This window comes from Pseudomonas sp. P5_A12, assembly GCF_056400685.1.
Genome location: NZ_JBFUKU010000066.1, coordinates 1 through 23,458, shown reverse-complemented (window position 1 = coordinate 23,458; position 23,458 = coordinate 1). Strand labels below are relative to the sequence as shown.

The window sequence follows — 23,458 nt, the reverse complement described above, 5'->3', positions numbered from 1 at the left end:
CTACAAGGGCGATGGCTCGGCACCGGGTCCGTTTGATTACTTTCTGGCTTCATCGGCCTTGTGTGCGGCTTATTTCGTGAAGTTGTACTGCGACACTCGCAGCATTCCCACGGAAAACATCCGCCTGTCGCAGAACAACATTGTTGATCCGGAAAACCGCTACAACCAGATTTTCAAGATTCAGGTCGAGTTGCCGGCGGACATTTCCGACAAGGACCGCCAGGGCATCCTGCGTTCCATTGACCGCTGCACTGTGAAAAAAGTGGTGCAAGCCGGGCCTGAGTTTGTGATCGAAGAGGTGGAAAACCTCGACGCCGATGCCCAGGCGTTGCTGATGCCTGCTTCTAACTCAGAGGTGAGCACCTATATCGCAGGCAAGGACCTGCCGCTGGAGCAGACCATCGCCAATATGTCGGCCATTCTGGCGGACCTGGGCATGAAGATTGAAATCGCCTCATGGCGCAATATCGTGCCCAATGTGTGGTCGCTGCACATCCGTGATGCGCATTCGCCGATGTGCTTTACCAACGGCAAGGGTTCGACCAAGGAAGGCGCGTTGGCGTCGGCGCTGGGCGAGTTTATCGAGCGGCTCAACTGCAACTTCTTCTACAACGACCAGTTCTGGGGCGAAGACATCGCCAACGCGCCCTTTGTGCACTACCCGGACGAGCGCTGGTTCAAACCTGGTCGTAAAGATGCGCTGCCAACAGAAATTCTCGACGAATACTGCCTGAAAATTTACAACCGTGACGGCGAGCTGCGTGGCTCCCATCTGATCGACACCAACTCGGGCAATGAAGAGCGTGGCATCTGCTCGCTGCCGTACGTGCGCCAGTCAGACGGCGAAGTGGTGTATTTCCCGTCCAACCTGATTGAAAACCTGTTCCTCAGCAACGGTATGAGTGCCGGTAACACGCTGGCCGAAGCCCAGGTGCAGTGCCTGTCTGAGATCTTCGAGCGTGCGGTAAAACGCGAAATCATCGAAGGCGAATTTGCCCTGCCGGATGTGCCGGCCGACGTGCTGGCAAAGTACCCCGGGATCCTGGCCGGTATTCAGGCACTGGAAGAGCAAGGGTTCCCGGTGTTGGTGAAGGATGCGTCCCTGGGCGGTGAATTCCCGGTGATGTGCGTCACGTTGATGAACCCGCGTACCGGCGGTGTGTTCGCCTCGTTCGGCGCGCACCCAAGCCTGGAAGTGGCGCTGGAACGCAGCCTGACCGAATTGTTGCAGGGCCGTAGTTTCGAAGGTCTCAACGACCTGCCCCAGCCGACGTTTGAAGGGCACGCGGTGACCGAGCCGAACAACTTCGTCGAGCACTTTATCGACTCCAGCGGCGTGGTGTCGTGGCGCTTCTTCAGTTCCAAATCGGATTACGAATTCGTGGAGTGGGACTTCTCCGGCCAGGGTGAAAACTCGAACGCCGAGGAAGCCGCGACCTTGTTCGGCATTCTCAAAGGCATGGGCAAAGAAGTGTACATGGCGGTCTACAAGCATATCGGCGCCACGGCGTGCCGCATCCTGGTACCGGACTACTCGGAAATCTATCCGGCGGACGATCTGATCTGGGATAACACCAACAAGGCGCTGTTCTTCCGCGCCGATATCCTCAACCTGCATCGCCTGGACGAAGACGAACTGCGAGCGTTGGTTGAGCGTCTGGTTGAAAGTGAGCTGGACGACTACACCGACATCACCTCCTTGATCGGCATCGAATTTGACGACAATACGGCATGGGGTCAGCTGACGATCCTGGAGTTGAAGCTACTGATCTATCTCGCCTTGCAGCAATATGAAGAGGCGAAAGAGGCAGTAGAAATGTTCCTGCAGTACAACGACAACACGGTTGAACGTGGCTTGTTCTACCAGGCGGTCAATGTGGTGCTGGAGATGAAGCTGGACGAAGACCTGGAACTGGAAGACTACGAAGCCAACTTCCGCCGGATGTTTGGCAACGAGCGCACGGACGCAGCCATCGGATCGGTGGATGGCAGCGTACGCTTCCACGGCTTGACACCGACCAGCATGAAACTGGAAGGGCTCGACAGGCACCTGCGCTTGATCGAGAGCTACAAGAAACTGCACTCGGCACGGGCCAATGTAACTGCGTTATCGAGTTAACGGCGCCCACAAAAAAGCGAAGCCAGATTACTGGCTTCGCTTTTTTTTGTTACTAACTGGATAGCCGCTTTTTAGAACGGGATATCGTCATCAAAGCTGTCGAAATCCGGAGCCGGCTGAGGAGCGGCCTGCTGCTGTGGAGCCGGACGCGACTGTTGCGGAGCCGACTGCTGCGGACGCGGAGCCTGTTGGCGTGGAGCCGGGGCGGACTGCTGATAGTTATTGCCCCCGCCTTGTTGGTCGCCCTGTTGTGGACGGYCGCCCAGCAGCTGMATGGTGCCTTGCATGTCGACCACGATTTCAGTGGTGTAACGCTTGATACCGTCTTTTTCCCACTCGCGGGTCTGCAGCTTGCCTTCGATGTACACCTGCGAACCTTTACGCAGGTATTCGCCGGCGATTTCGGCAACCTTGCCGAACATCGAAACACGGTGCCATTCGGTCTTCTCGACCTTCTGACCGGTTTGCTTGTCGGTCCATTGTTCGCTGGTCGCCAGACTCAGGTTGGTCACGGCGTTACCGTTAGGCAAGTAGCGAACTTCGGGATCCTGGCCGCAAGTGCCGACCAATATGACTTTGTTAACCCCACGGGCCATAACGTTCTCCTAGGCTACGCACGCTGCCTCGGCCGGGTTGTTCACCAGGCGCTCAAGGGTGGTGCGATCCAATAGTTCGGTGTCCAATTTGATGTAAATCGCCGCTTCATCTTCGACGATCACTGCATCTGTTATCCCTACGACAGCCTTCAGGCGCTCGACCAGACCCGCTTCGCGGATCGCCTCGGGCGACAACGGCAAGCGCAGACTCGTCACGTAGGGAGGTTCACGCATGGTAACAGCAAAGGCCAGCCAGAGGGCAGCCAGACCGGCGCATCCAAGGAACACAACCGACAGACCGCCATGCTGATACATCCAGCCGCCGAGGATACCGCCCAGTGCCGAACCGAGGAACTGGCTGGTGGAGTAAACCCCCATCGCCGTGCCCTTGCCACCTGCTGGTGAAACCTTGCTGATCAGCGAAGGCAACGAAGCTTCCAGCAGATTGAACGCGGTAAAAAACACCACCGTCCCGATCACCAGAGCCCGCAAGCTATCGCCGAACTGCCAGAAGAATAGCTCAGTGAGCATCAGCGTCACGACGGAGCCGAGTAAAACTCGTTTCATTTTGCGTTTCTTTTCGCCGTAGATAATGAACGGGATCATGGCGAAGAAGGAAATCAGCAGCGCGGTCAGGTACACCCACCAGTGCTGCTCTTTAGGCAGACCGGCTTTTTCGACCAGTGAAAGAGGCAATGCAACGAAGCTCGACATCAACATCGCGTGCAACACAAAAATGCCGAGATCCAGGCGCAACAGGTCCGGGTGCTTGAGCGTCGGCATCAACGCTTGGCGCGCGACACCCGACTCGCGGTGCTGCAACGGCCCGGTGGATTTGGGCACCATGAACAACACGATCACGATGCCGAACATCGCCATGCCACCCGTGGCGAGGAACAGCCCGGACAGGCCAAAGGCACGGGTGACCAAAGGCCCTACTACCATGGCGACGGCGAACGACAAACCAATCGTCATGCCGATCATGGCCATCGCTTTGGTCCGATGCTGCTCGCGAGTCAGGTCTGACAACAACGCCATGACGGCGGCAGAAATCGCCCCCGCGCCTTGCAGGATGCGTCCGGCGATAACGCCCCAGATCGAATCGGCATTGGCCGCCAGCACGCTACCCAGGGCGAAGACGATCAGCCCCAGGTAAATCACCGGACGGCGTCCAATGCGGTCGGAAATGATGCCGAATGGAATCTGGAAAATCGCCTGGGTCAGGCCGTAAGCGCCGATCGCCAACCCGATCAGGGCCGGTGTCGCGCCTGCCAGATCCATCCCATAGGTCGCCAATACCGGCAACACCATGAACATGCCAAGCATACGGAAGGCGAACACCAGGGCCAGACCGCTTGCTGCGCGGGTCTCACTGCCACTCATGCGTTCGCTGTGGGGATCGTGCATGGAAAAACCTCATGTGAACCGGCCGCGATTCTACCAGTCCCATCGAATGACAGGGTATATCGCGACGCTTTGACGCGTTCGACTGACAGACTCTTCATGTAAGACAATCACCCACTCGTTTGACAGTGTGCATCCATCCAGTATTTGGCCGTATACTCCTACGTTTTCGACGCCCGCCAAGCGAGGCTACTTTGGACAAGATCCTGATTCGTGGGGCCCGGACCCACAACCTGAAGAACATCGACCTGACCCTGCCACGGGACAAACTGATCGTCATCACCGGCCTGTCCGGGTCGGGAAAATCGTCCCTGGCGTTCGACACGCTGTACGCCGAAGGCCAGCGCCGCTACGTCGAATCGTTGTCGGCCTATGCCCGGCAGTTTTTGTCGATGATGGAAAAACCTGACGTCGACACCATTGAAGGTCTGTCGCCGGCTATTTCCATCGAACAGAAGTCGACCTCGCACAACCCGCGCTCGACGGTCGGCACCATCACCGAAATCTACGACTACCTGCGCCTGCTGTATGCACGCGTGGGTATTCCACGCTGCCCGGATCACGATATTCCGCTGGAAGCGCAGACCGTCAGCCAGATGGTCGACCTGGTCCTCGCCCAACCGGAGGGCAGCAAACTGATGCTGCTGGCGCCGGTGATCCGCGAGCGCAAAGGCGAACATCTTTCGGTCTTCGAAGAATTGCGCGCACAAGGTTTTGTGCGGGCGCGAGTCAACGGCCGGCTCTGCGAGCTGGACGAGTTGCCGAAGCTGGATAAACAGAAGAAGCACACGATCGATGTCGTGGTCGACCGCTTCAAGGTTCGCGCCGACCTGCAACAGCGTCTGGCCGAGTCGTTCGAGACCGCGCTGAAGCTGGCTGACGGCATTGCGCTGGTTGCGCCGATGGACGACGAGCCGGGCGAGGAGATGATCTTCTCCGCCCGCTTCGCCTGCCCGATTTGCGGCCATGCCATCAGTGAACTGGAACCCAAGCTGTTCTCCTTCAACAACCCGGCCGGTGCCTGCCCGACCTGCGATGGCCTGGGCGTGAAGCAGTTTTTCGACATCAAGCGTTTGGTGAACGGCGAGCTGACACTGGCCGAGGGTGCGATTCGTGGCTGGGACAGGCGCAACGTCTATTACTTCCAGATGCTCGGGTCGTTGGCGTCCCACTACAAATTCAGCCTGGAAGTACCGTTCAACGAACTGCCGGCCGATCAGCAGAAATTCATCCTGCACGGCAGCGGCTCGCAGAATGTTGACTTCAAATACCTGAACGACCGTGGCGACATCGTTAAACGCTCACACCCGTTTGAAGGCATCGTGCCGAATCTTGAACGTCGCTATCGCGAAACCGAGTCCGCGTCGGTACGTGAAGAGCTGGCCAAGTTCCTCAGCACTCAGGCCTGCCCGGATTGCCGTGGCACGCGCCTGCGTCGCGAGGCGCGGCACGTTTGGGTGGGTGAGAAGACGCTGCCGGCTGTGACAAACCTGCCGATTGGAGACGCCTGTGAATACTTCGGCGCACTGAAGCTGACGGGCCGTCGCGGCGAAATTGCCGACAAGATCCTCAAGGAAATCCGCGAGCGTCTGCAGTTTTTGGTCAACGTGGGCCTCGACTACTTGTCGCTGGATCGCAGTGCCGACACCTTGTCCGGTGGTGAGGCTCAGCGGATTCGTCTGGCCAGCCAGATCGGCGCCGGTCTGGTGGGGGTTCTGTATATCCTCGACGAGCCATCGATTGGTCTACACCAGCGGGATAACGACCGGTTGCTCGGTACGCTCAAGCACCTGCGCGACATCGGCAACACCGTGATTGTGGTCGAGCACGACGAAGACGCGATTCGCCTGGCGGACTACGTGGTGGATATCGGGCCGGGCGCTGGCATACACGGTGGGCATATAGTTGCCGAAGGTACACCGGCCGAGGTCATGGCTCACCCTGACTCGTTGACCGGCAAGTACTTGTCGGGGCGAGTGAAGATTGCCGTTCCAACCAATCGCACACCGCGCAACAAGAAGTTGTCGCTGTCCCTCAAGGGTGCTCGCGGCAACAATTTGCGCAATGTCGATCTGGACATCCCGATCGGTCTGCTGACTTGCGTGACCGGCGTGTCCGGCTCCGGTAAGTCGACGCTGATCAACAACACGCTGTTTCCTTTGAGCGCTACGGCCCTCAACGGCGCGACAACACTGGAAGCTGCCGCGCACGACAGCATCAAGGGCCTGGAGCATCTGGACAAGGTCGTCGACATCGACCAAAGCCCGATCGGCCGGACGCCGCGCTCCAACCCCGCGACCTATACCGGGCTGTTCACACCGATTCGCGAGCTGTTCGCTGGCGTACCGGAATCTCGCTCAAGGGGTTATGGTCCGGGCCGCTTCTCCTTCAACGTGAAGGGCGGACGTTGCGAGGCCTGCCAGGGCGACGGTTTGATCAAGGTGGAAATGCACTTCCTGCCGGACATCTATGTCCCGTGCGACGTCTGCAAGAGCAAGCGCTACAACCGCGAGACGCTGGAGATCAAATACAAAGGCAAGAGCATCCACGAAACCCTCGAGATGACCATCGAGGAAGCCCGGGTGTTCTTCGACGCGGTTCCGGCACTGGCACGCAAGCTTCAGACGCTGATGGATGTTGGCCTGTCATACATCAAGCTGGGGCAATCGGCGACCACACTGTCCGGTGGTGAGGCGCAGCGGGTCAAGCTATCCCGCGAACTGTCCAAGCGCGATACCGGTAAGACGCTGTACATTCTCGACGAGCCAACCACCGGCCTGCACTTCGCGGACATCCAGCAACTGCTCGATGTACTGCATCGCCTTCGCGACCACGGCAACACCGTGGTGGTGATCGAGCATAACCTCGACGTGATAAAGACCGCCGACTGGTTGGTGGACCTCGGTCCGGAGGGTGGTTCCAAGGGCGGACAGATCATTGCTGTCGGTACTCCGGAAGAAGTGTCCGAGATGAAGCAGTCACATACCGGCTTCTACCTCAAACCGTTGCTGGAGCGCGATCGGGCCTGAATCCAGCGCCAAAAAAAGCCCCTGTCACTTGCTCAGTGACAGGGGCTTTTTTGTATCGGTGCGATCAGGCGTGAGATTGCAGGTAGTTTTCGAGACCGATCAACTTGATCAGACCCATCTGCTTTTCAAGCCAGTAGGTGTGGTCTTCTTCGGTGTCATGCAATTGAACCCGCAGCATCTCGCGGCTGACATAGTCCTTGTGCTGCTCGCAGAGCTTGATGCCCTTGCAGAGCGCGGCGCGGACTTTGTATTCCAGTCGCAGGTCGGCGGCGAGCATATCCGGCACGGTGGTGCCGACATCAAGGTCGTCCGGACGCATGCGGGGCGTACCTTCGAGCATCAGAATCCGACGCATCAGGGCATCAGCATGCCCGGCCTCTTCTTCCATCTCGTGGTTGATACGTTCGTAGAGCTTGGTGAAACCCCAGTCCTCATACATCCGCGAATGGACGAAATATTGATCACGCGCCGCCAGTTCTCCGGTCAGCAACGTGTTGAGGTAATCGATTACGTCTGGGTGGCCTTGCATCGCCCTACATCTCCCTGCTTGAAAGTCTGTAGTTTGAACCACGACGACCGATTGGTCACTCCGTTTGCGCGATAAAGCGAAGATATTCTGAGAAAAGTAGTTTAAATAACGCAAAAACCGCCCAATCGAGGGCGGTTCTGCTTCTCATTTAGACTTCGTTAAGCTGTACGTTGAGCAGCTTTGCGATTGCTTCTCCATACGCCGGATCGGCTTTGTAGAAATGCTGCAATTGTCGGTCAACCACATCACTGCAAACCCCAACCATTGCGCCGGCAATGTTATTCACCAGCAGCACTTTCTGCTCATCGCTCATCAAACGGAACAACGCACCAGCGTGGCTGTAGTAATCGGTGTCTTCGCGATGGTCGTAACGATCAGCTGCACCGCTCAGTGCCAGTGGTGGCTCCGCATATCTAGGCGCTTGCTTCGGCGATTCGATGTAGCTGTTCGGCTCATAATTAAGTGAAGCACCGCCGTTACCGCCGAATGCCATCGACCCGTCGCGCTGGTAGCTGTTTACCGGGCTGCGAGGCGCGTTCACCGGCAGTTGCTGGTGATTGGTGCCAACACGGTAGCGGTGAGCATCCGCGTAAGCGAATACGCGACCTTGGAGCATGCGGTCAGGCGACAAACCAACGCCTGGCACCATGTTGCTAGGACCGAACGCCGCCTGCTCGACTTCAGCAAAGTAGTTCAACGGATTGCGATTGAGCTCCAGCTCACCCACTTCTATCAGCGGAAACTCTTTCTGTGACCAGGTTTTGGTCACATCGAACGGGTTCTCGTAGTGCGCCGCTGCCTGATCCTCGGACATGATTTGGATGCAGACACGCCATTTCGGGAAGTCACCTCGCTCGATTGCGCCGAACAGGTCGCGCTGGGCGTAGTCAGGATCAGTGCCTGCCAAGCGTGCGGCTTCTGCCGGCGCGAGGTTCTTGATCCCTTGCTGTGTCTTGTAGTGCCACTTCACCCAGTGCCGCTCACCATTGGCGTTGATCAGGCTGTAGGTGTGGCTACCGAAGCCGTGCATGTGACGGTAGCCATCGGGAATGCCGCGATCCGAGAACAGAATGGTGACCTGGTGCAGCGCCTCAGGCGAATGCGACCAGAAGTCCCACATCATCTGCGCGCTTTTCAAATTGCTTTGCGGCAGGCGTTTTTGAGTGTGAATGAAGTCCGGAAACTTCAAAGGATCGCGAATGAAGAACACGGGCGTGTTGTTGCCGACGATGTCCCAATTGCCTTCTTCGGTATAGAACTTCAGGGCGAAGCCACGTGGATCGCGCTCGGTATCGGCCGAACCACGCTCACCCCCAACGGTGGAAAAGCGCAGGAACGTAGGGGTTTGCTTGCCGACGGATTCGAACAGTTTGGCGCTGGTGTACTCAGTGATGTCACGCGTGACGGTGAACGTGCCGTAGGCACCCGAACCCTTCGCGTGTACACGGCGCTCAGGGATGTTTTCACGGTTGAAGTGGGCCAGCTTCTCGATCAGGTGAAAGTCGTCGAGCAGCAGCGGGCCACGGGGGCCGGCGGAGCGGGAATTCTGGTTATCGGCGACAGGAGCGCCACTGGCGGTGGTAAGCGTTTTACTTTGGCTCATGCGATCTCTTCCCTTGTCAGTTTTGGAACTGCCGGCTAATCGGCTTGGGACGGAGTATTGACCATTGATCAGGAAGGCTACAAATTCATTAATTTGCAGATATCAATAGAAAAATACTACCAACGAATCCCGTTCGCAGCATGACGGCATGGACCGCAAAGAAGCTTGTATAAACAGCGCGCGTTTCTTACAGACACAAAAAACCGGGCACTAGGCCCGGTTCTTCGTTTCAGACTGACGTCTTACTCAGCGGATACAGCTTCACCGCCGGTAGCACGATCAACCAACTCGACGTACGCCATAGGCGCGTTGTCGCCAGTGCGGAAGCCGCACTTGAGGATGCGCAGGTAGCCACCCTCACGGGTAGCGTAACGCTTGCCCAGGTCGTTGAAGAGCTTACCAACGATAGCTTTCGAACGAGTACGGTCGAAAGCCAGACGGCGGTTAGCCAGGCTGTCTGTCTTGGCCAAAGTGATCAGCGGCTCAGCAACGCGACGCAGTTCTTTAGCTTTCGGCAGTGTAGTTTTGATCAGCTCGTGCTCGAACAGCGACACTGCCATGTTTTGAAACATGGCCTTGCGGTGCGAGCTAGTGCGGCTCAGGTGACGACCACTTTTACGATGACGCATGGTTCATTCCTTACCAAACACGACGTTCGGTGATTACGACGATCAGGCAGTCGCCTTGTCGTCCTTCTTAAGACTTGCAGGCGGCCAGTTGTCGAGGCGCATGCCGAGGGACAGACCGCGGGAGGCCAGAACGTCCTTGATTTCAGTCAAGGATTTCTTGCCAAGGTTCGGAGTCTTCAACAGCTCTACTTCGGTACGCTGAATCAGGTCACCGATGTAGTAGATGTTTTCCGCCTTAAGGCAGTTAGCCGAACGTACAGTCAGTTCCAGATCGTCAACCGGGCGAAGCAGGATCGGATCGATCTCGTCTTCCTGCTCGACAACCACTGGCTCACTGTCACCTTTGAGATCGACGAACGCAGCCAACTGCTGTTGCAGAATGGTTGCAGCGCGGCGAATAGCCTCTTCAGGATCCAGGGTACCGTTGGTTTCCAGATCAATAACCAGCTTGTCCAGGTTAGTACGCTGCTCGACACGGGCGTTTTCCACCACGTATGCGATACGGCGAACCGGGCTGAACGAAGAGTCAAGCTGCAAGCGACCGATGCTGCGGCTTTCGTCTTCATCGCTCTGACGCGAGTCTGCCGGTTCATAACCACGACCACGAGCTACGGTGAGCTTCATGTTCAGGGCGCCGTTAGACGCCAGGTTAGCGATTACGTGATCGGGGTTAACGATCTCGACATCATGATCCAGCTGAATATCGGCAGCGGTAACCACCCCCGAACCCTTCTTCGACAAGGTCAGCGTAACTTCGTCACGACCGTGCAGCTTGATAGCCAGACCTTTAAGGTTCAACAGGATTTCAATTACGTCTTCCTGTACGCCTTCGATGGCGCTGTACTCATGGAGTACACCGTCAATCTCGGCCTCGACTACTGCACAGCCGGGCATTGAGGACAACAGGATGCGGCGCAGCGCGTTGCCCAGGGTGTGGCCGAAACCACGCTCGAGAGGCTCGAGAGTGATCTTGGCGCGGGTTGGACTGACAACCTGCACATCAATGTGGCGGGGTGTCAGGAACTCATTTACCGAAATCTGCATGGATGCACCTATTTTCTAGCCCTTACTTGGAGTAGAGCTCGACAATCAGGCTTTCGTTGATGTCGGCGGACAGATCACTGCGAGCTGGAACGTTCTTGAAAACGCCCGACTTCTTCTCAGTGTCTACTTCTACCCATTCTACGCGGCCACGTTGGGCACACAGATCGAGAGCTTGGACAATGCGAAGTTGGTTCTTTGCTTTCTCGCGAATCGCGACCACGTCACCAGCACGAACCTGGTAGGACGGTACGTTTACGGTCTGACCGTTAACGCTGACGGATTTGTGCGATACCAGCTGACGGGATTCGGCACGAGTAGAGCCAAAACCCATACGGTATACAACGTTGTCCAGACGGCATTCGAGCAGTTGCAGCAGGTTTTCACCGGTTGCACCTTTCTTGCCAGCAGCTTCTTTGTAGTAGCCGCTGAATTGACGCTCGAGAACGCCGTAGATACGACGGACCTTCTGCTTTTCACGCAGTTGGGTGCCGTAATCGGACTGGCGACCGCGGCGTTGGCCGTGGATACCAGGTGCTGCTTCAATGTTGCACTTCGATTCGATCGCGCGCACGCCGCTCTTCAGAAAGAGATCGGTGCCTTCACGACGAGCGAGTTTGCATTTTGGACCAATGTAACGAGCCATTCTTTACAATCTCCTGGATTACACGCGGCGCTTCTTCGGCGGACGGCACCCGTTGTGCGGGATTGGCGTCACGTCGGTGATGCTGGCGATCTTGTAGCCACAGCCGTTCAAAGCGCGGACTGCAGATTCACGACCTGGGCCTGGACCTTTGACGTTAACGTCGAGGTTTTTCAGACCGTATTCCAGCGCAGCTTGACCAGCACGTTCAGCAGCTACTTGAGCAGCAAACGGAGTGGACTTGCGGGAACCGCGGAAACCCGAACCACCGGAGGTAGCCCAGGAAAGAGCGTTGCCTTGACGGTCGGTGATGGTCACGATTGTGTTGTTAAAAGATGCATGGATGTGGGCGATGCCATCAACCACTGTCTTTTTAACTTTTTTACGAGGACGAGCAGCAGGTTTAGCCATGATTAATTTCCTGTCGATTCGCTGGGGCGATTACTTGCGGATCGGCTTACGCGGACCTTTACGGGTACGCGCGTTAGTCTTGGTACGCTGACCGCGCACTGGAAGACCACGACGATGACGCAGACCGCGATAGCAACCGAGGTCCATCAAACGCTTGATTTTCATGTTGATTTCGCGACGCAGGTCACCTTCAGTGGTGAACTTCGCCACTTCGCCACGCAGCTGTTCAATCTGCTCGTCGCTCAGATCTTTGATCTTTGCGGCTGGGTTTACCCCAGTCACTGCACAGATCTTCTGTGCAGTAGTGCGACCAACACCATAGATGTAGGTCAGCGAGATAACAGTATGCTTGTTATCTGGAATGTTAACGCCTGCAATACGGGCCATTCAGTGGGACTCCAATTGACAGCTACCTACGCCCCGGAAGCCAAGAAATAGGGCGCGAGATAATATCGCTGTAATAACAAATAATCAACCCGGTAGCGCACTAGCTACCGGGCTTGAAGCACAATCACACTCAGCCTTGGCGCTGTTTGTGACGCGGTTCCGCGCTGCAAATTACTCGAACGACACCTTCGCGGCGAATAATTTTGCAGTTACGGCACAGCTTTTTCACCGATGCACGAACTTTCATCACCAACTCCTCGAACCTTATGGGTACTCAGCGCAACATGCCGCTGCCGTAACCCTTCAGGTTGGCTTTCTTCATCAGGGATTCGTACTGGTGCGAAACGAGGTGCGATTGTACTTGGGACATGAAGTCCATCACAACCACGACGACGATCAGCAACGAGGTCCCGCCAAGGTAGAACGGTACGTTTGCTGCAACCACCAGGAACTGGGGCAACAAGCACACGGCCGTCATGTAAAGAGCACCGAACATGGTCAAGCGAGTCAGAACGCCATCAATGTAGCGCGCAGACTGCTCACCTGGACGGATGCCCGGAATAAAGGCACCGGACTTCTTCAGGTTTTCCGCTACGTCTTTCGGATTGAACATCAACGCCGTATAGAAGAAGCAGAAGAAAATAATCCCTGCACTAAACAGCAGAATATTCAACGGCTGACCAGGAGCGATCGACTGCGAGATGTCCTGCAACCAGCCCATACCTTCAGACTGGCCGAACCAGGCACCCAACGAAGCCGGGAACAGCAAAATGCTGCTCGCGAAAATGGCCGGAATAACACCGGCCATGTTCACCTTCAGCGGCAAGTGGCTAGTCTGCGCAGCAAAAACCTTACGGCCCTGCTGACGCTTGGCGTAGTGAACAGCAATACGACGCTGACCACGCTCAATGAACACCACGAAACCGATAATCGCTACTGCCAGCAAACCGATGGCAACCAGGGCGAAGATGTTGATATCACCCTGACGTGCAGACTCGAAAGACTGCCCGATCGCTCTCGGAAGACCGGCGACGATACCCGAAAAAATCAACATCGAGATACCGTTGCCAACACCACGCTCAGTAATCTGCTCACCCAGCCACATCATGAACATCGCACCAGCCACAAAAGTGGTTACCGCGACGAAATGGAAGCTAAAGTCACCAGTGAACGAAACGCCCTGCCCCGCCAGACCAATGGACATGCCAATAGCCTGAACGAGAGCGAGGACGACAGTGCCGTAGCGGGTGTACTGGCTGATCTTGCGACGGCCAGCTTCACCTTCCTTCTTCAACTGCTCCAGCTGCGGGCTGACGGCGGTCATCAGCTGCATGATGATCGATGCCGAAATGTACGGCATGATCCCCAATGCAAAGATGCTCATCCGCTCCAGCGCGCCGCCGGAAAACATGTTGAACAAGCTAAGAATGGTCCCCTCATTCTGTCGAAACAGGTCCGCGAGTCGGTCCGGGTTGATACCTGGAACCGGGATGTGTGCGCCTATTCGGTAGACGATAATCGCCAGGAACAGAAAACGCAGACGAGCCCAGAGTTCAGACATACCGCCTTTGCCGAGCGCAGAGAGAGCACCTTGCTTAGCCATTTATTCCTCGAACTTGCCGCCAGCTGCTTCGATAGCCGCACGCGCACCTTTGGTGGCGCCGATTCCCTTTCCGATGGTGACAGCGCGAGTAACTTCGCCGGACAGCATGATTTTCACACGCTGTACGTTGACGTTGATCACGTTGGCATCTTTCAGGGACTGCACGGTGACGATGTCGCCTTCCACTTTAGCCAGCTCGGACAGACGCACTTCTGCGCGATCCATGGCTTTCAGGGAAACGAAACCGAACTTCGGCAGGCGACGATGCAGCGGCTGTTGACCGCCTTCAAAGCCTGGAGCAATGGTGCCACCGGAGCGGGAGGACTGACCTTTGTGGCCACGGCCACCGGTCTTGCCCAAACCACTACCGATACCACGGCCCGGACGATGCTTTTCGCGACGGGAACCCGGCGCTGGACTCAGATCATTGAGTTTCATCGATTAACCCTCGACACGCAGCATGTAGTAAGCCTTGTTGATCATCCCGCGATTCTCGGGAGTATCAAGTACTTCTACAGTGTGACCGATGCGACGCAGACCCAGACCCTTAACGCACAGTTTGTGGTTAGGGATGCGGCCGGTCATGCTTTTGATCAGCGTAACTTTAACAGTAGCCATGATCAGAAGATCTCCTTGACGCTTTTGCCACGCTTGGCGGCAATGGATTCAGGAGACTGCATAGCTTTCAAACCTTTGAAAGTGGCGTGAACCACGTTTACCGGGTTAGTCGAGCCGTAGCACTTGGCCAGAACGTTCTGAACGCCAGCAACTTCGAGGACAGCACGCATAGCGCCGCCAGCGATGATACCGGTACCTTCAGAAGCAGGCTGCATGTACACCTTCGAAGCGCCGTGACCGGACTTCATTGCGTACTGCAGAGTGGTGCCGTTCAGATCAACTTGGATCATGTTGCGGCGAGCAGCTTCCATTGCCTTCTGGATCGCAGCAGGCACTTCACGCGACTTGCCACGGCCGAAGCCAACACGCCCTTTACCATCACCAACCACGGTCAACGCGGTGAAAGTGAAGATACGGCCGCCTTTAACGGTTTTGGCTACGCGGTTAACTTGAACCAGCTTCTCGATGTAGCCTTCGTCGCGCTTTTGGTCGTTATTTGACATAACTTAGAACTCCAGCCCAGCTTCACGAGCAGCATCAGCCAGCGCCTTGACGCGGCCGTGATACTTGAAGCCAGAGCGGTCGAAAGCCACCTGCGAGACGCCAGCGGCTTTAGCACGCGTAGCGACCAGCTGGCCAACCTTAGTGGCCGCGTCGATGTTGCCAGTGGCGCCATCACGCAGTTCTTTATCCAAAGTCGAGGCAGATGCCAGGACTTTGTTGCCGTCGGCCGAAATGACCTGGGCGTAGATGTGCTGCGACGAGCGGAACACGCAGAGACGCACGACTTCGAGTTCGTGCATTTTCAGGCGTGCTTTGCGAGCGCGACGCAGTCGAGTAACTTTTTTGTCGGTCATTTGCTATGCCCTACTTCTTCTTGGCTTCTTTACGACGGACGACTTCGTCCGCGTAGCGCACACCTTTGCCTTTGTACGGCTCTGGTGGACGGAAGTCGCGGATCTCGGCGGCCACTTGACCTACCAGCTGCTTATCGATGCCCTTGATCAGGATATCGGTCTGGCTAGGAGTCTCAGCGGTGATGCCTTCCGGCAGTTCATAATCCACTGGGTGCGAGAAGCCAAGAGCCAGGTTCAGCACTGTGCCTTTTGCTTGCGCTTTGTAACCAACACCGACCAGCTGGAGCTTGCGCTCGAAGCCTTGGCTTACGCCTTGGACCATGTTGTTTACCAACGCACGAGTGGTACCAGCCATTGCGCGAGTTTGTTGATCGCCATTGCGAGCAGCGAAACGCAGCTCACCAGCTTCTTCAACGATCTCAACGGACGAATGGATGTTCAGTTCGAGAGTGCCCTTGGCACCCTTCACCGAAAGCTGTTGGCCTGCGAATTTGACTTCGACACCGGCTGGCAGCTTAACGGGGTTCTTAGCGACGCGTGACATGCTTATCCCCCCTTAGAACACAGTGCAAAGAACTTCGCCGCCGACACCGGCAGCGCGCGCAGCACGATCCGTCATCACACCTTTGTTGGTGGAGACGATAGACACACCGAGACCGCCACGAACTTTTGGCAGATCATCGACGGACTTGTACTGACGCAGGCCTGGACGGCTAACGCGCTTCACTTCTTCGATGACCGGACGGCCTTCGAAGTACTTCAGCTCGATGGACAGCAGTGGTTTGATTTCGCTGCTGATCTGATAACCCGCAATGTAACCTTCGTCCTTCAGGACTTTGGCAACAGCTACCTTCAAAGTAGAAGATGGCATGCTTACGACGGACTTTTCAGCCATCTGGGCATTACGGATTCGAGTTAGCATGTCCGCTAACGGGTCCTGCATACTCATGGGCTAGACGCTCCTAATACAAAAAAATTAGCCTTGCGGCTACTACTTGTCGCCGAGCTCATCCATGCGGAAAAAGCACGGGCTCAGGCGAGCCGGGTATTCTAGACACACCCCACAAATGAATCAAGCCCCAAAAGGGGCTTGATTCAAGTTCAAGGTCACCGGTGGTCAGGATCTTGCGATCCCGAGCACCGAGACTTTGATAGTGCTTACCAGCTGGCTTTAACCAGACCAGGTACGTCACCACGCATTGCAGCTTYACGCAGTTTGTTACGGCCAAGGCCGAACTTGCGGTAAACGCCGTGTGGACGACCGGTCAGGCGGCAGCGGTTACGCATGCGCGAGGCGCTTGCGTCACGTGGCTGCTTCTGCAGAGCTACTGTAGCTTCCCAACGCGCTTCTGGACTTGCGTTCAGATCAACGATGATAGCTTTCAGTGCTGCACGCTTTTTGGCGTACTTGGCAACCGTGAGCTGACGCTTCAGCTCGCGGTTTTTCATGCTCATCTTGGCCATTTTCCTACTCCAATCAGTTGCGGAACGGGAATTTGAAAGCACGCAACAGGGCGCGACCTTCATCATCGTTCTTGGCAGTGGTGGTCAGGGTAATGTCCAGACCGCGGAGAGCATCGATCTTGTCGTAGTCGATTTCCGGGAAGATGATCTGCTCTTTTACGCCCATGCTGTAGTTACCACGACCATCGAAGGACTTGGCATTCAGGCCGCGGAAGTCGCGAACCCGAGGCAGGGAGATCGACAGCAGACGATCCAGGAACTCGTACATACGCTCACGGCGCAGGGTCACTTTGACGCCGATCGGCCAACCTTCACGGACTTTAAAGCCAGCGATGGATTTCCGAGCGTAGGTCACAACGACTTTCTGGCCGGTGATCTTTTCCAGGTCGGCAACAGCGTGCTCGATGACTTTTTTGTCACCGACAGCTTCGCCCAGACCCATGTTCAGGGTGATTTTTGTAACGCGTGGAACTTCCATCACGTTCGAAAGCTTAAGTTCTTCCTTAAGTTTCGGTGCGATTTCCTTCCAGTAAATCTCTTTTAGTCGTGCCATGGTCTTCTACCTAGCAGTGTTCAAGCATCAACCGCTTTTTGGGTCGACTTGAAGACACGAATTTTCTTGCCGTCTTCTACTTTGAAACCAACGCGGTCAGCCTTGTTGGTTTCGCCGTTGAAAATGGCGACGTTAGAAGCGTCCAGTGGAGCTTCTTTTTCGACGATACCGCCTTGTACGCCCGACATCGGGTTAGGCTTGGTATGACGCTTAACCAGGTTCAGACCACCGATAACCAGACGGTTATTAGCGAGAACCTTAAGCACCTTACCGCGCTTACCTTTGTCTTTGCCGGCGATCACGATGATCTCGTCGTCACGACGAATCTTTTGCATGTCGGATCTCCTTACAGCACTTCTGGGGCGAGCGAGACGATCTTCATGAACTTCTCAGTACGAAGTTCACGGGTCACTGGCCCAAAGATACGGGTGCCGATCGGCTCTTGCTTGTTGTTCAGAAGAACAGCAGCGTTGCCATCAAAGCGGATAATGGAGCCATCAGCACGACGTACGCCGTGACGAGTGCGGACTACAACAGCAGTCATCACTTGGCCTTTTTTCACTTTACCGCGAGGAATTGCTTCCTTAACGGTAACTTTGATGATGTCACCGATACCAGCGTAACGACGATGGGAGCCACCCAGCACCTTGATGCACATAACACGGCGAGCGCCGCTGTTATCGGCCACATCGAGCATGGATTGAGTCTGAATCATATAATTTCTCCGACCCCTAGTCCTTAGACTTCCACAGCGCGTTCGAGAACATCAACCAGCGCCCAAGACTTGGTCTTGGCCAAAGGACGAGTTTCACGAATAGTGACTTTGTCGCCGATGTGGCACTGATTGGTTTCGTCGTGCGCGTGCAGCTTAGTCGAACGCTTAACGTATTTACCGTAGATCGGGTGCTTAACGCGACGCTCGATCAGTACGGTGATGGTTTTGTCCATCTTGTCGCTGACAACACGGCCAGTCAGCGTACGGACAGTTTTTTCGGCTTCAGCCATGATTACTTACCTGCCTGCTGGTTGAGCACAGTCTTCACGCGAGCGATGTCACGCTTAACTTGCGAGAGCAGATGAGACTGCCCCAACTGGCCAGTTGCTTTCTGCATACGCAGATTGAACTGGTCGCGCAGCAAGCCGAGCAGTTGCTCGTTCAGCTGCTGTGCGGATTTTTCACGAAGTTCATTCGCTTTCATCACATCACCGTCCGTTTAACAAAGGCGGTGGCGAGCGGCAGCTTTGCAGCAGCCAGGGCAAAAGCCTCACGCGCCAGCTCTTCAGAAACACCCTCGATTTCATACAGGACTTTGCCTGGCTGAATCTGGGCAACCCAGTACTCCACACTACCCTTACCTTTACCCATCCGAACTTCGAGGGGCTTTTTGGAAATAGGCTTGTCCGGGAATACACGGATCCAGATCTTGCCGCCACGTTTAACGTGACGGGTCAGAGCACGACGCGCTGACTCGATCTGACGAGCGGTGAGACGACCACGAGCTACAGACTTCAGCGCATATTCGCCGAAGCTGACTTTGCTACCGCGCTGAGCCAGACCACGGTTGTGGCCTGTCATCTGCTTGCGGAACTTCGTACGCTTTGGTTGCAACATTTGGCGTACCCCTTACTTAGCAGCTTTTTTACGAGGCGCTGGTGCTTGTGGTTTCAGTTCTTCTTGGCGACCACCAATTACTTCGCCTTTGAAGATCCAAACCTTTACACCGATCACACCGTAAGTGGTGTGAGCTTCGTAGTTGGCATAGTCGATGTCGGCACGCAGGGTGTGCAGTGGCACACGACCTTCGCGATACCATTCAGTACGTGCGATTTCAGCACCGCCGAGACGACCGCTCACTTGGATTTTGATGCCTTTGGCACCAATGCGCATGGCGTTCTGAACAGCGCGCTTCATAGCGCGACGGAACATTACGCGACGCTCCAGCTGCTGAGCTACGCTCTGCGCAACCAGCATACCGTCGAGCTCCGGCTTGCGGATCTCTTCGATATTGATGTGCACAGGCACACCCATTTGCTTGGTCAGGTCCTGACGCAGTTTCTCAACATCTTCACCTTTCTTCCCGATAACGATACCTGGACGAGCGGTGTGGATGGTGATACGTGCAGTCTGAGCCGGACGATGGATATCGATACGGCTTACGGACGCGCTTTTTAGTTTGTCTTGGAGATACTCACGCACCTTCAGATCAGCGAACAAATAGTCCGCATAAGTCCGACCGTCTGCGTACCAGACGGAGGTGTGCTCCTTGACGATTCCCAGGCGAATGCCAATGGGATGTACTTTCTGACCCATCTCTTCGACTCCGTTACTTGTCAGCAACCTTGACAGTGATATGGCAAGACCGCTTGACGATGCGATCAGCACGGCCTTTGGCACGTGGCATGATGCGCTTCAGCGAACGCCCTTCGTTGACGAAAACGGTGCTGACTTTAAGGTCATCAACGTCTGCGCCTTCGTTATGCTCGGCGTTGGCTACGGCCGACTCCAGCACTTTCTTCATGATCTCGGCGGCTTTCTTACTGCTGAAAGCCAACAAGTTGAGCGCTTCGCCCACCTTCTTCCCGCGGATCTGGTCGGCGACCAAGCGGGCTTTCTGGGCGGAGATTCGAGCGCCCGACAACTTAGCGGCTACTTCCATTTCCTAACCCCTTAACGCTTGGCTTTCTTGTCTGCCACGTGCCCACGATAAGTGCGGGTACCGGCGAACTCGCCCAGTTTGTGGCCGACCATGTCTTCGTTAACGAGAACTGGGACGTGTTGACGACCGTTGTGTACTGCGATGGTCAAACCGACCATTTGTGGCAGGATCATCGAACGACGCGACCAGGTTTTCACCGGTTTGCGATCATTCTTTTCCGCCGCCACTTCGATCTTCTTCAGTAGGTGAAGATCGATAAAAGGACCTTTTTTCAGAGAACGTGGCACTGTCGTATCCCTCTATTTACTTGCGACGACGGACGATCATTTTGTCGGTACGCTTATTACCACGAGTCTTCGCGCCCTTAGTCGGGAAGCCCCATGGCGATACCGGATGACGACCACCAGAGGTACGACCTTCACCACCACCATGTGGGTGGTCAACCGGGTTCATGGCAACACCACGAACGGTTGGGCGAACGCCACGCCAGCGTTTGGCACCAGCTTTACCCAGCGAACGCAGGCTGTGCTCGGAGTTCGAGACTTCACCCAGGGTCGCGCGGCATTCAGCCAGCACTTTACGCATCTCACCAGAACGCAGACGCAGGGTCACGTAGACACCTTCACGAGCGATCAGCTGAGCCGAAGCACCAGCGGAACGAGCGATTTGCGCGCCTTTACCTGGCTTCAATTCGATGCCGTGTACGGTGCTACCAACTGGAATGTTACGCAGTTGCAGAGCGTTGCCCGGCTTGATCGGTGCCAGAGCACCTGCGATCAGCTGGTCGCCAGCGCTCACGCCTTTAGGGGCGATGATGTAGCGACGCTCGCCATCTGCGTACAGCAGCAGAGCGATGTGAGCAGTACGGTTTGGATCGTATTCGATACGCTCGACAGTGGCAGAGATGCCATCTTTGTCGTTGCGACGGAAATCGACCAGACGATAATGCTGCTTATGGCCACCACCGATGTGACGAGTGGTAATGCGACCATTGTTGTTACGACCACCAGTCTTCGATTTTTTCTCGAGCAGCGGTGCGTGAGGAGCGCCTTTATGCAGCTCCTGGTTGACCACCTTGACCACAAAACGGCGGCCAGGGGAAGTCGGTTTGCATTTAACGATTGCCATGATGCACCCCTTCCTTACTCAGCACTGCTGCTGAAATCGAGATCTTGGCCTGGCTGAAGGGAGATAACTGCCTTCTTCCAGTCATTACGCTTGCCCAGACCGCGAGCAGTGCGCTTGCTCTTACCCAGAACATTCAGGGTAGTAACACGCTCTACTTTCACGCTGAACAGGCTTTCGACGGCCTTCTTGATTTCCAGCTTGGTTGCATCAGTTGCAACCTTGAAAACGAACTGGCCTTTCTTGTCAGCCAGAACCGTAGCCTTCTCGGAAACGTGCGGGCCAAGCAGAACTTTAAATACGCGTTCCTGGTTCATCCCAGCAGCTCCTCGAATTTCTTCACGGCCGACACGGTGATCAACACCTTGTCGTATGCGATCAGACTAACTGGATCGGAACCCTGCACGTCACGTACGTCAACGTGTGGCAGGTTACGAGCAGCCAGGTACAGGTTCTGATCAACGACTTCAGACACGATCAGGACGTCAGTCAAGCCCATGCCAGTCAGTTTGTTCAGCAGATCTTTGGTCTTCGGTGCATCAACAGCGAAGTCCTGAACCACAACCAGACGATCAGTACGCACCAGCTCAGCAAGGATGGAACGCATTGCTGCGCGATACATCTTCTTGTTCAGCTTCTGGGTGTGATCCTGAGGACGAGCTGCGAAAGTGGTACCGCCGCCACGCCAGATTGGGCTACGGATAGTACCGGCACGAGCACGGCCAGTACCTTTCTGACGCCATGGGCGCTTACCGCCACCACGAACGTCGGAACGGGTCTTTTGCTGCTTGGAGCCCTGACGGCCGCCAGCCATGTAGGCCACGACTGCTTGGTGAACCAGCGTCTCGTTGAATTCGCCGCCAAATGTCAGTTCGGAAACTTCGATCGCTTGAGCGTCATTTACATTTAATTGCATGTCAGCTTCCCCTTAACCGCGAGCCTTGGCTGCTGGACGTACAACCAAGTTGCCGCCAGTAGCGCCAGGAACAGCGCCCTTGACCAACAACAGATTGCGTTCAGCGTCCACGCGCACTACTTCGAGGGACTGCACGGTCACGCGCTCAGCGCCCATATGACCGGACATTTTTTTGCCCTTGAATACACGACCAGGAGTCTGGCACTGGCCGATAGAGCCTGGAACGCGGTGGGACACGGAGTTACCGTGGGTATTATCTTGCCCGCGGAAGTTCCAACGCTTGATCGTACCCTGGAAGCCTTTACCCTTGGACTGACCGGTTACATCAACCAGTTGACCAGCAGCGAAGATTTCAGCGTTGATCAGATCGCCAGCCTGGTACTCGCCTTCTTCAAGACGGAATTCCATTACGGTACGACCAGCGGCAACGTTCGCCTTAGCGAAGTGGCCAGCTTGAGCAGCTGTAACACGCGAAGCACGACGCTCGCCTACAGTGACTTGCACTGCACGGTAGCCATCGGTCTCTTCAGTTTTGAACTGGGTGACGCGATTCGGTTCGATCTCAATGACCGTGACCGGAATGGAGACACCTTCTTCGGTGAAAATACGGGTCATACCGCATTTACGACCGACTACACCAATAGTCATGTTGTAAACCTCATGAGTGTACGGGGCTTTCACCCGCTATGGCCGCCCATTTCAGAGCGTTACACGACTAAGACCGAGTCTTAGCCGAGGCTGATCTGCACTTCCACACCGGCCGCAAGATCAAGCTTCATAAGAGCATCAACGGTTTTATCCGTTGGCTGGACGATGTCCAGAACGCGCTTATGAGTACGGATCTCGTACTGGTCACGCGCGTCTTTGTTGACGTGCGGGGAGACCAGAACGGTGAACCGCTCTTTACGGGTAGGCAGTGGAATTGGACCACGCACTTGAGCACCAGTACGTTTCGCGGTTTCCACGATTTCCTGGGTGGATTGGTCGATCAGGCGATGGTCAAAAGCCTTCAACCTGATACGGATTTGCTGATTTTGCATTGGATTTCAGACTCCGGCTGCTATTCCCACCGAGCGCAATACGCCCGTTAAAAGGAGGCGCAATTCTATAGACGCCCCAGATAGGTGTCAACCCAATAAAAAAGCCCCCGCTGAGCGGAGGCTTTTTCAAGTCATCAAAGCATACTCAAAAAGAGCTTACTCGATGATTTTGGCTACGACGCCAGCGCCGACGGTACGACCGCCTTCACGGATAGCGAAACGCAGACCATCTTC

General features: G+C 55.7%; 35 protein-coding genes. 2 read left to right on the top strand and 33 right to left on the bottom strand.

Going from position 1 to position 23,458, the window contains the following annotated elements:
- A partial coding sequence (locus tag AC1DSG_RS12005) for an OsmC domain/YcaO domain-containing protein (protein ID WP_477791063.1) occupies positions 1-2,119 on the top strand: 2,119 nt, incomplete at its 5' end.
- Between the two features lie 71 nt (positions 2,120-2,190).
- Here AC1DSG_RS12005 and AC1DSG_RS12000 read toward each other — a convergent pair.
- The gene (locus AC1DSG_RS12000; protein WP_477791062.1) at positions 2,191-2,715 is read right to left on the bottom strand and encodes a single-stranded DNA-binding protein; all 525 of its coding nucleotides are present in this window, start codon (positions 2,713-2,715) and stop codon (positions 2,191-2,193) included.
- Between the two features lie 9 nt (positions 2,716-2,724).
- On the bottom strand, positions 2,725-4,122 hold the full coding sequence (locus AC1DSG_RS11995) for an MFS transporter (RefSeq protein WP_477791061.1): 1,398 nt from the start codon (positions 4,120-4,122) through the stop codon (positions 2,725-2,727).
- Between the two features lie 191 nt (positions 4,123-4,313).
- On the opposite strand from AC1DSG_RS11995, the gene uvrA reads away from it, so the two are divergent.
- Positions 4,314-7,148, top strand: coding sequence for an excinuclease ABC subunit UvrA (uvrA, locus tag AC1DSG_RS11990; protein ID WP_007943774.1), 2,835 nt, complete (start codon positions 4,314-4,316; stop codon positions 7,146-7,148).
- A 64-nt stretch (positions 7,149-7,212) separates the two neighbouring features.
- Here the strand turns inward: uvrA and bfr are convergent, their stop codons facing one another.
- The 31 genes from bfr to AC1DSG_RS11835 all read right to left on the bottom strand — a co-directional run.
- Positions 7,213-7,677 carry a bacterioferritin gene (gene bfr, locus AC1DSG_RS11985; RefSeq protein WP_007943775.1) on the bottom strand — a complete coding sequence of 155 codons (465 nt, stop codon included), beginning with the start codon at positions 7,675-7,677 and terminating at the stop codon, positions 7,213-7,215.
- Positions 7,678-7,825: 148 nt separating this feature from the next.
- A complete protein-coding gene (locus tag AC1DSG_RS11980; protein ID WP_477791060.1) occupies positions 7,826-9,280 on the bottom strand; it encodes a catalase in 1,455 nt (484 codons plus the stop codon).
- Between the two features lie 242 nt (positions 9,281-9,522).
- The gene (rplQ, locus tag AC1DSG_RS11975; RefSeq protein WP_007943777.1) at positions 9,523-9,909 is read right to left on the bottom strand and encodes a 50S ribosomal protein L17; all 387 of its coding nucleotides are present in this window, start codon (positions 9,907-9,909) and stop codon (positions 9,523-9,525) included.
- Between the two features lie 42 nt (positions 9,910-9,951).
- Positions 9,952-10,953, bottom strand: a complete 1,002-nt coding sequence (locus tag AC1DSG_RS11970; RefSeq protein WP_003186012.1) for a DNA-directed RNA polymerase subunit alpha — start codon at positions 10,951-10,953, stop codon at positions 9,952-9,954.
- A 22-nt stretch (positions 10,954-10,975) separates the two neighbouring features.
- Positions 10,976-11,596 carry a 30S ribosomal protein S4 gene (rpsD, locus tag AC1DSG_RS11965; RefSeq protein ID WP_003210056.1) on the bottom strand — a complete coding sequence of 207 codons (621 nt, stop codon included), beginning with the start codon at positions 11,594-11,596 and terminating at the stop codon, positions 10,976-10,978.
- An 18-nt stretch (positions 11,597-11,614) separates the two neighbouring features.
- The gene (gene rpsK / locus AC1DSG_RS11960; RefSeq protein WP_002555466.1) at positions 11,615-12,004 is read right to left on the bottom strand and encodes a 30S ribosomal protein S11; all 390 of its coding nucleotides are present in this window, start codon (positions 12,002-12,004) and stop codon (positions 11,615-11,617) included.
- A 30-nt stretch (positions 12,005-12,034) separates the two neighbouring features.
- Positions 12,035-12,391: a 30S ribosomal protein S13 gene (gene rpsM, locus AC1DSG_RS11955; RefSeq protein ID WP_003186020.1), complete on the bottom strand. Its 357-nt coding sequence runs from the start codon at positions 12,389-12,391 to the stop codon at positions 12,035-12,037.
- 130 nt (positions 12,392-12,521) lie between these two features.
- A complete protein-coding gene (rpmJ, locus tag AC1DSG_RS11950; protein WP_002555468.1) occupies positions 12,522-12,638 on the bottom strand; it encodes a 50S ribosomal protein L36 in 117 nt (38 codons plus the stop codon).
- 27 nt (positions 12,639-12,665) lie between these two features.
- Complete coding sequence (secY, locus tag AC1DSG_RS11945; protein WP_477791059.1) at positions 12,666-13,994, bottom strand: preprotein translocase subunit SecY; 1,329 nt, start codon at positions 13,992-13,994, stop codon at positions 12,666-12,668.
- Positions 13,995-14,432 carry a 50S ribosomal protein L15 gene (gene rplO, locus AC1DSG_RS11940; protein WP_007896782.1) on the bottom strand — a complete coding sequence of 146 codons (438 nt, stop codon included), beginning with the start codon at positions 14,430-14,432 and terminating at the stop codon, positions 13,995-13,997.
- Between the two features lie 3 nt (positions 14,433-14,435).
- Positions 14,436-14,612 carry a 50S ribosomal protein L30 gene (gene rpmD / locus AC1DSG_RS11935; RefSeq protein WP_003186033.1) on the bottom strand — a complete coding sequence of 59 codons (177 nt, stop codon included), beginning with the start codon at positions 14,610-14,612 and terminating at the stop codon, positions 14,436-14,438.
- Between the two features lie 2 nt (positions 14,613-14,614).
- Positions 14,615-15,115 (bottom strand): 30S ribosomal protein S5, encoded by a 501-nt coding sequence (gene rpsE / locus AC1DSG_RS11930; protein ID WP_007943782.1) that lies wholly within the window; start codon positions 15,113-15,115, stop codon positions 14,615-14,617.
- Between the two features lie 3 nt (positions 15,116-15,118).
- Positions 15,119-15,469: a 50S ribosomal protein L18 gene (rplR, locus tag AC1DSG_RS11925; protein WP_003186037.1), complete on the bottom strand. Its 351-nt coding sequence runs from the start codon at positions 15,467-15,469 to the stop codon at positions 15,119-15,121.
- Between the two features lie 10 nt (positions 15,470-15,479).
- The gene (gene rplF, locus AC1DSG_RS11920; RefSeq protein WP_003176412.1) at positions 15,480-16,013 is read right to left on the bottom strand and encodes a 50S ribosomal protein L6; all 534 of its coding nucleotides are present in this window, start codon (positions 16,011-16,013) and stop codon (positions 15,480-15,482) included.
- 12 nt (positions 16,014-16,025) lie between these two features.
- Positions 16,026-16,418 (bottom strand): 30S ribosomal protein S8, encoded by a 393-nt coding sequence (rpsH, locus tag AC1DSG_RS11915; protein ID WP_003186040.1) that lies wholly within the window; start codon positions 16,416-16,418, stop codon positions 16,026-16,028.
- A 209-nt stretch (positions 16,419-16,627) separates the two neighbouring features.
- Positions 16,628-16,933, bottom strand: coding sequence for a 30S ribosomal protein S14 (rpsN, locus tag AC1DSG_RS11910; protein WP_477791058.1), 306 nt, complete (start codon positions 16,931-16,933; stop codon positions 16,628-16,630).
- 13 nt (positions 16,934-16,946) lie between these two features.
- A complete protein-coding gene (rplE, locus tag AC1DSG_RS11905) occupies positions 16,947-17,486 on the bottom strand; it encodes a 50S ribosomal protein L5 (RefSeq protein ID WP_003176415.1) in 540 nt (179 codons plus the stop codon).
- Between the two features lie 20 nt (positions 17,487-17,506).
- Positions 17,507-17,821, bottom strand: coding sequence for a 50S ribosomal protein L24 (gene rplX / locus AC1DSG_RS11900; protein ID WP_003176416.1), 315 nt, complete (start codon positions 17,819-17,821; stop codon positions 17,507-17,509).
- A gap of 11 nt (positions 17,822-17,832) precedes the next feature.
- On the bottom strand, positions 17,833-18,201 hold the full coding sequence (gene rplN / locus AC1DSG_RS11895; protein ID WP_002555479.1) for a 50S ribosomal protein L14: 369 nt from the start codon (positions 18,199-18,201) through the stop codon (positions 17,833-17,835).
- Positions 18,202-18,224: 23 nt separating this feature from the next.
- Positions 18,225-18,491 carry a 30S ribosomal protein S17 gene (gene rpsQ / locus AC1DSG_RS11890; RefSeq protein ID WP_003176419.1) on the bottom strand — a complete coding sequence of 89 codons (267 nt, stop codon included), beginning with the start codon at positions 18,489-18,491 and terminating at the stop codon, positions 18,225-18,227.
- A gap of 2 nt (positions 18,492-18,493) precedes the next feature.
- Positions 18,494-18,685 (bottom strand): 50S ribosomal protein L29, encoded by a 192-nt coding sequence (gene rpmC, locus AC1DSG_RS11885; protein ID WP_002555481.1) that lies wholly within the window; start codon positions 18,683-18,685, stop codon positions 18,494-18,496.
- Positions 18,685-19,098 carry a 50S ribosomal protein L16 gene (rplP, locus tag AC1DSG_RS11880; protein ID WP_007943783.1) on the bottom strand — a complete coding sequence of 138 codons (414 nt, stop codon included), beginning with the start codon at positions 19,096-19,098 and terminating at the stop codon, positions 18,685-18,687. The genes rpmC and rplP overlap by 1 nt, the downstream gene beginning before the upstream one ends.
- 12 nt (positions 19,099-19,110) lie before the next feature.
- Positions 19,111-19,797 (bottom strand): 30S ribosomal protein S3, encoded by a 687-nt coding sequence (rpsC, locus tag AC1DSG_RS11875; RefSeq protein WP_003176422.1) that lies wholly within the window; start codon positions 19,795-19,797, stop codon positions 19,111-19,113.
- A 13-nt stretch (positions 19,798-19,810) separates the two neighbouring features.
- Positions 19,811-20,143: a 50S ribosomal protein L22 gene (gene rplV, locus AC1DSG_RS11870; protein ID WP_003103908.1), complete on the bottom strand. Its 333-nt coding sequence runs from the start codon at positions 20,141-20,143 to the stop codon at positions 19,811-19,813.
- A gap of 11 nt (positions 20,144-20,154) precedes the next feature.
- Entirely contained in the window at positions 20,155-20,430 is a 276-nt protein-coding gene (gene rpsS, locus AC1DSG_RS11865) for a 30S ribosomal protein S19 (protein ID WP_002555486.1), read from the bottom strand.
- Positions 20,431-20,446: 16 nt separating this feature from the next.
- Positions 20,447-21,271, bottom strand: coding sequence for a 50S ribosomal protein L2 (gene rplB, locus AC1DSG_RS11860; protein ID WP_003176423.1), 825 nt, complete (start codon positions 21,269-21,271; stop codon positions 20,447-20,449).
- A gap of 14 nt (positions 21,272-21,285) precedes the next feature.
- On the bottom strand, positions 21,286-21,585 hold the full coding sequence (rplW, locus tag AC1DSG_RS11855) for a 50S ribosomal protein L23 (protein ID WP_002555488.1): 300 nt from the start codon (positions 21,583-21,585) through the stop codon (positions 21,286-21,288).
- Complete coding sequence (gene rplD / locus AC1DSG_RS11850) at positions 21,582-22,184, bottom strand: 50S ribosomal protein L4 (protein WP_007896707.1); 603 nt, start codon at positions 22,182-22,184, stop codon at positions 21,582-21,584. Before rplD ends, rplW begins: the two co-directional genes overlap by 4 nt.
- Before the next feature lie 12 nt (positions 22,185-22,196).
- Positions 22,197-22,832: a 50S ribosomal protein L3 gene (gene rplC / locus AC1DSG_RS11845; RefSeq protein ID WP_003186059.1), complete on the bottom strand. Its 636-nt coding sequence runs from the start codon at positions 22,830-22,832 to the stop codon at positions 22,197-22,199.
- An 80-nt stretch (positions 22,833-22,912) separates the two neighbouring features.
- Positions 22,913-23,224 carry a 30S ribosomal protein S10 gene (rpsJ, locus tag AC1DSG_RS11840; RefSeq protein ID WP_003186070.1) on the bottom strand — a complete coding sequence of 104 codons (312 nt, stop codon included), beginning with the start codon at positions 23,222-23,224 and terminating at the stop codon, positions 22,913-22,915.
- A gap of 156 nt (positions 23,225-23,380) precedes the next feature.
- On the bottom strand, positions 23,381-23,458 hold a 78-nt coding region (locus AC1DSG_RS11835), incomplete at its 5' end, for an EF-Tu C-terminal domain-related protein (protein WP_009681983.1).

Excerpts from the sequence above, each read along its gene's own strand:
- rplE (WP_003176415.1), bottom strand. The coding sequence starts at position 17,486 with ATGGCACGACTAAAAGAGATTTACTGGAAGGAAATCGCACCGAAACTT.
- rpmD (WP_003186033.1), bottom strand. The coding sequence starts at position 14,612 with ATGGCTACTGTTAAAGTTACGCTGATCAAAAGCATGACCGGCCGCATC.
- rpsD (WP_003210056.1), bottom strand. The coding sequence starts at position 11,596 with ATGGCTCGTTACATTGGTCCAAAATGCAAACTCGCTCGTCGTGAAGGC.
- rplN (WP_002555479.1), bottom strand. The coding sequence starts at position 18,201 with ATGATTCAGACTCAATCCATGCTCGATGTGGCCGATAACAGCGGCGCT.
- rplR (WP_003186037.1), bottom strand. The coding sequence starts at position 15,469 with ATGACCGACAAAAAAGTTACTCGACTGCGTCGCGCTCGCAAAGCACGC.
- rplQ (WP_007943777.1), bottom strand. The coding sequence starts at position 9,909 with ATGCGTCATCGTAAAAGTGGTCGTCACCTGAGCCGCACTAGCTCGCAC.
- rpsJ (WP_003186070.1), bottom strand. The coding sequence starts at position 23,224 with ATGCAAAATCAGCAAATCCGTATCAGGTTGAAGGCTTTTGACCATCGC.
- rplP (WP_007943783.1), bottom strand. The coding sequence starts at position 19,098 with ATGTTGCAACCAAAGCGTACGAAGTTCCGCAAGCAGATGACAGGCCAC.
- rpmC (WP_002555481.1), bottom strand. The coding sequence starts at position 18,685 with ATGAAAGCGAATGAACTTCGTGAAAAATCCGCACAGCAGCTGAACGAG.
- rplV (WP_003103908.1), bottom strand. The coding sequence starts at position 20,143 with ATGGAAGTAGCCGCTAAGTTGTCGGGCGCTCGAATCTCCGCCCAGAAA.
- rpsC (WP_003176422.1), bottom strand. The coding sequence starts at position 19,797 with ATGGGTCAGAAAGTACATCCCATTGGCATTCGCCTGGGAATCGTCAAG.
- secY (WP_477791059.1), bottom strand. The coding sequence starts at position 13,994 with ATGGCTAAGCAAGGTGCTCTCTCTGCGCTCGGCAAAGGCGGTATGTCT.
- rpsH (WP_003186040.1), bottom strand. The coding sequence starts at position 16,418 with ATGAGTATGCAGGACCCGTTAGCGGACATGCTAACTCGAATCCGTAAT.
- rpsK (WP_002555466.1), bottom strand. The coding sequence starts at position 12,004 with ATGGCTAAACCTGCTGCTCGTCCTCGTAAAAAAGTTAAAAAGACAGTG.
- rpsQ (WP_003176419.1), bottom strand. The coding sequence starts at position 18,491 with ATGGCTGAAGCCGAAAAAACTGTCCGTACGCTGACTGGCCGTGTTGTC.
- bfr (WP_007943775.1), bottom strand. The coding sequence starts at position 7,677 with ATGCAAGGCCACCCAGACGTAATCGATTACCTCAACACGTTGCTGACC.
- rplC (WP_003186059.1), bottom strand. The coding sequence starts at position 22,832 with ATGACTATTGGTGTAGTCGGTCGTAAATGCGGTATGACCCGTATTTTC.
- rplF (WP_003176412.1), bottom strand. The coding sequence starts at position 16,013 with ATGTCACGCGTCGCTAAGAACCCCGTTAAGCTGCCAGCCGGTGTCGAA.
- rpsE (WP_007943782.1), bottom strand. The coding sequence starts at position 15,115 with ATGTCAAATAACGACCAAAAGCGCGACGAAGGCTACATCGAGAAGCTG.
- AC1DSG_RS11970 (WP_003186012.1), bottom strand. The coding sequence starts at position 10,953 with ATGCAGATTTCGGTAAATGAGTTCCTGACACCCCGCCACATTGATGTG.
- rplB (WP_003176423.1), bottom strand. The coding sequence starts at position 21,271 with ATGGCAATCGTTAAATGCAAACCGACTTCCCCTGGCCGCCGTTTTGTG.
- rpmJ (WP_002555468.1), bottom strand. The coding sequence starts at position 12,638 with ATGAAAGTTCGTGCATCGGTGAAAAAGCTGTGCCGTAACTGCAAAATT.
- rplX (WP_003176416.1), bottom strand. The coding sequence starts at position 17,821 with ATGCAAAAGATTCGTCGTGACGACGAGATCATCGTGATCGCCGGCAAA.
- AC1DSG_RS11980 (WP_477791060.1), bottom strand. The coding sequence starts at position 9,280 with ATGAGCCAAAGTAAAACGCTTACCACCGCCAGTGGCGCTCCTGTCGCC.
- rplD (WP_007896707.1), bottom strand. The coding sequence starts at position 22,184 with ATGCAATTAAATGTAAATGACGCTCAAGCGATCGAAGTTTCCGAACTG.
- rpsM (WP_003186020.1), bottom strand. The coding sequence starts at position 12,391 with ATGGCCCGTATTGCAGGCGTTAACATTCCAGATAACAAGCATACTGTT.
- AC1DSG_RS11995 (WP_477791061.1), bottom strand. The coding sequence starts at position 4,122 with ATGCACGATCCCCACAGCGAACGCATGAGTGGCAGTGAGACCCGCGCA.
- rplO (WP_007896782.1), bottom strand. The coding sequence starts at position 14,432 with ATGAAACTCAATGATCTGAGTCCAGCGCCGGGTTCCCGTCGCGAAAAG.
- rplW (WP_002555488.1), bottom strand. The coding sequence starts at position 21,585 with ATGAACCAGGAACGCGTATTTAAAGTTCTGCTTGGCCCGCACGTTTCC.